We start from the raw sequence: 4381 nt of genomic DNA, 5'->3' as shown, positions 1-4381 counted from the left end.
GGCCCGCCTTCGCTTTTGTTTGCTCCTCGTTGGGACGGCCGTTGCGCTACCGGGACAACCGGCGAGGTTCGGCAGGCGAACCGCGGGTAAAAGGTGACCCAACGATCGGGCGACGACGGGGGCCCCTCACCTCGGCACGCCCGGACGGCGGGCGGACCGCCCATTCCCGAATCGACCCACCCGACTGGTTCCGAGGGCGAGCGAAAAGAGGTGCGCGATGGACCGCTGTGTCGTCCTGGTGGACGCCGGATATCTGCTGGGCGCCGCCGCCAGCCTGCTCGCGGGGGATCCGTCCCGCTCCAAGGTCACCGTGAACCACACGGCCCTGATCGCCGCACTGCGCGAACGCGCCGAGGCCGAGACCGGCCTGCCGCTGCTGCGGATCTACTGGTTCGACGCCGCGCCCGACCGGCGCCCGATGCCCGAGCACCGGCGGCTGCGGGTCCTGCCCCGGGTCACCGTACGGCTCGGCGCCCTCACCCGGGCCGAGGGGCGCTGGGTGCAGAAGGGCGTGGACGCCGCGATGCACGCCGAACTCTCCGAGCTCGCCCGCAACCGGGCCTGCGCCGACGTCGTGCTGATCACCGGCGACGGGGACCTGCTGCCCGGGATGATGACCGCCAAGGAGCACGGGGTGGCCGTCCACCTGTGGGCCCTGCAGGCCGCCGACGGCGACTTCAACCAGTCCGAGGACCTGGTCGGCGAGGCGGACGAGCGGCGGGTGCTGGACCGGGAGTGGATCGAGGGGTCCTTCTCCCTGCGGGAGCACTCCAGCCTGTTCCCGGCCCCGGGGGCCCGGCAGGAGATCGCCAAGATCCTCGCCGCCCCGCCGGCCGCCCCGCTGCCCACCGTGGTGCCGCCGGTGGTCCGTCCGGCGGCCGCGGCCGCGGCCCCGGCGGGCGCCGCCCCCGCCACCAACGGACAGCCGCAGCCGGCCGCGGCCGCGCTCAAGGTCGTACCGACGCCGAAGGACCTGGCCGGGCGGGCCTCCTCCGTCACCCCGGTCACCGCGATCACCCCGGTGGCGAACGGCAGCAACGGCCACGGCGTGAACGGGAACGGGGCCGTCGCACAGACCGGGCCGGTGCTGCGCTGGTCCTCCGACCGCGGCTGGGTGGACCGGCCCGTCCCGGAGCCCGCCGTCACCGCCGGCGACAGCCTGCCCACCCTCGCCCAGCTCACCACCGCCGAGCAGCGCTGGGCCGACCGCGAGGAGGACATCACCTCCATCGGCGGCGACGCCCACGAGGTCGGGCAGGTCTTCGCCCGCCGCTGGAGCGAACGCGTCGGCGACGCGGAAAGACTGACCATGCTCTGGCCCGACTACCCGCGCATCCCGCACCGGGTGGACGGCGAGCTGCTGCGCTACGCCGCCCGCTTCGGGCTGCTGGCGCACAAGGACGACCAGATCGACGAGCACGACCGCTACGCCATCCGGGCCGGGTTCTGGAAGGAACTGGCGGCGCGGGTGCCGGGCGGGTCGATGGTCGTCGACGACTGACCCGGCGCGACGACCGAGGGGGTCCGAGGGCCGCGGCGGCCCGGCGGACGACCCGCCAGGTCGGCGGCCCGGGCGCGGGCGGGGCCCCGTTGTCCGGTTCGCCCGTATGAACGCGTAGAGTCTTCGGTCGTGAGCGAGACGGCGGGGCGAGCACCCGAGGAACCCCTGCCGTGCGTGGCCGTGCGCGACCTGGTCAGGACCTACCGCAGCGGGCGCGGCGCGGCCGCCACCGAGATCCGGGCCAACGACGGGATCAGCCTCACCGTCCGCCAGGGCGAGGTCTTCGGGCTGCTCGGGCCGAACGGAGCCGGCAAGTCGACACTGGTGCGCCAGCTCACCGGGCTGCTGCGCCCCGACGCGGGCTCCGTCGAGATCCTCGGCCACGACATCGTGCGGCACCCCGAGCGGGCCGCCCGGCTGCTCGGCTACCTCGGGCAGGAATCCACCGCGCTGGACGAGCTGACGGTCGCGCTCGCCGCCGAGACCACCGGGCGGTTGCGCGGACTCACCCGGGCGCAGGCCCGCGGCGCGGCCGCCGAGGTGCTGACCGAACTCGGGCTGGAGCCGATCGCCGCCAGGCCGCTCGCCAAGCTGTCCGGCGGACAGCGGCGGCTCGCCTGCTTCGCGGCCACCCTGGTGGGGGAACGGCCGCTGCTCGTCCTGGACGAGCCCACCACCGGCATGGACCCCGTGGCCCGGCGCGCCGTGTGGAGCGCCGTGGACCGGCGGCGCGCCGAGCACGGGACGACGGTGCTGCTGGTCACCCACAACGTGATCGAGGCCGAGACGGTGCTCGACCGGGTCGCCGTGGTCGACGACGGCCGGGTGATCGCCTGCGACACGCCCGGCGGGCTCAAGGCGCTGGTGGACGGCGACGTCCGGCTCGACCTGGTCTGGCGGGACGAGGCGCCGCTCGGCGTGCCCGCCGTCGCCGCGCTGCGCGAACGGGCCGAGTGCACCGGGCGCCGCTGGACCGTCCGCACCACCCCCGAGCAGGCCCGCGAACTGGTCGCCGCCGTCACCACCGGCCCGGCCTTCGCCGCGCTCGACGACTTCACCCTCGCCACCCCGAGCCTTGAGGACGCCTACCTCAAGCTGGGCGGCCGCCACGGAGGACTGGCCAAGTGACGCTGCTCTCGGTGCCGCCGCGGACCGACCGGTCCACGGCCGCCCCCGCCCCGCTCGCCCCCGCGGCCAGGCTGCTGCCGGCGCTCGCGGCCGTGTACCGGGCGCAGCTCGCCCGGGCGCGGGTGGCGCGCATCCCGCTGCTGTTCGTGGCCACCTTCCAGTCCGTCGGCATCCTGGTGATGATGCGGGGCGTGGTGGACGCCGGGCAGTCCTCGGCGGCGCGGTCGGTGGTCGCCGGGTCGAGCGTACTGGTGGTGGCGTTCGTCGCGCTGAACCTGCTCGCCCAGTACTTCGGGAAGCTGCGGGCCACCGGCGGGCTCGACCACTACGCGACGCTGCCGGTGCCGGCCGCCTCGGTGGTGCTGGGGACGGCCGCCGCGTACGCCTCCTTCACCCTGCCCGGGACGCTCGCCACGGCGGCGTTCGGGGCGGTGATGTTCGGGCTGCCGCTCGGGCAGCTGTGGGTGCTGCTGGCGGTCGTGCCGCTGGCCGGGGCCGCGCTGTCGGGGCTGGGGGCGGCCTGCGGGCTGCTGGCGCCGCGGCAGGAGCTCGCGACGATGCTCGGGCAGCTCGGGATGTCGGCCGCCCTGCTGCTGGGCGTCCTGCCGGTCGACCACCTGCCGCAGCCGGTGCAGTGGCTGCGGGACCTGCTGCCGTCCACGTACGGGGTGGACGCCTTCGCGCGGACCTTCGCGCCGGACCCGGACTGGGCGCTGGTGCTCGTCGACCTGGCGGTCTGCGCGGGGGTGGGCGTGGTGTCGCTGGCCGTCGCCACCTGGGCGTACCGGCGGGCGGTCTCGCGGTAGGGCGTCCTGCGGGCGGGCGTTGCGGAGCGGGCCCACGACCGGTGGGCGCGGTGGCGGGTACGGGTGGGTCGTTCGAGTGGCCGTCGTGAAACGATGGGGCGCGTGACCGTACCGAACACACCTCCGGATCCCGCCCCCGCCGATGTGCAGGCGGTGCCGGACGCTGCGCCCGACCCGTTCGCGCCGCCGCACGGGGCCACCGCCCTCGGCCACGGGACGATTCCGCTGGGGCGGCGGCTGCTGCCGGAGGTGCGGGTCGGGGCGGGGGTCGTGGTCGCCTGCCTGGTGGCCGGCCTGGTGATGGCCGGACTGTGGGCCTGGCTGGCGCCGAAGGTGCCGCTCGTGGTGGACGGCGACCGCATCCTGTACGCCGACCCCGAGGGCGAGCAGCGGGCCGGGGCCGACGCGGTGTTCGTACTCATCGGCCTGGGGGCCGGGATCCTGACCGCGCTCGGCGCCTTCCTGGTCACCCGGCGGCGCGGCGGCGGCATCGCGGTCGCGCTGGGGCTGACCGTCGGCGGGCTGCTCGGATCGATCGGGGCCTGGCGGATCGGGCGGTGGCTCGGGCCGAGCGGCGACCTGATCGGCGAGGCCCGGCGGGTCGGCAACGGCGGGCACTTCGACGCGGGCATCGACCTGGGGGCGCTGGGGGCGCTGCTGGTCTGGCCGATGACGGCGATGGTGGTGCTGCTCCTGCTCTCGGCCGCGTTCGGGAAGCGGGAGGAGGACCCGCCGCCGTACTGGGCGCCGGTGGTGCAGGCTCCGCTGGCGGGGCCCCCGGTGGTGCCCTCGGCGGGGCCCTCGGCGGGGCCCTCGGCGGGGCCCTCCGCGGAGGCGCCGACCGGGCCGTGGGCCGGGCCGGGTGCGGGCAGCGGCGCCGGAAACGGTGCGGGGAGCGGTACGGAGCGCTGAGCGTGGTCGGGCGCGGGGTGGTGCGGGTCGTCCC

4 protein-coding genes are annotated in these 4381 nt (G+C 76.3%); all 4 read left to right on the top strand.

Annotation, left to right across the window (positions count from 1 at the left end; all coding sequences use genetic code 11):
- Positions 1-217: 217 nt before the first annotated feature.
- The 4 genes from ACFU6K_RS32370 (at position 218) to ACFU6K_RS32355 (ending at position 4347) form a co-directional block, all read left to right on the top strand.
- Positions 218-1501 (top strand): NYN domain-containing protein, encoded by a 1284-nt coding sequence (locus tag ACFU6K_RS32370; RefSeq protein WP_380669113.1) that lies wholly within the window; start codon positions 218-220, stop codon positions 1499-1501.
- 129 nt (positions 1502-1630) lie between these two features.
- Positions 1631-2629, top strand: a complete 999-nt coding sequence (locus ACFU6K_RS32365; protein WP_380669111.1) for an ABC transporter ATP-binding protein — start codon at positions 1631-1633, stop codon at positions 2627-2629.
- The gene (locus ACFU6K_RS32360; RefSeq protein ID WP_074000930.1) at positions 2626-3435 is read left to right on the top strand and encodes an ABC transporter permease; all 810 of its coding nucleotides are present in this window, start codon (positions 2626-2628) and stop codon (positions 3433-3435) included. The genes ACFU6K_RS32365 and ACFU6K_RS32360 overlap by 4 nt, the downstream gene beginning before the upstream one ends.
- Positions 3436-3537: 102 nt before the next feature.
- The gene (locus tag ACFU6K_RS32355) at positions 3538-4347 is read left to right on the top strand and encodes a hypothetical protein (RefSeq protein ID WP_380669109.1); all 810 of its coding nucleotides are present in this window, start codon (positions 3538-3540) and stop codon (positions 4345-4347) included.
- Positions 4348-4381: the final 34 nt, after the last annotated feature.

The organism is Kitasatospora sp. NPDC057512 (assembly GCF_042802135.1).
In the GTDB taxonomy this organism is placed as follows: Bacteria; Actinomycetota; Actinomycetes; order Streptomycetales; family Streptomycetaceae; genus Kitasatospora.
This window is presented reverse-complemented; position numbering and strand designations above follow the sequence as displayed.

Coding starts and splice junctions, on each gene's coding strand:
- ACFU6K_RS32370 (WP_380669113.1), top strand. CDS start 218: ATGGACCGCTGTGTCGTCCTGGTGGACGCCGGATATCTGCTGGGCGCC.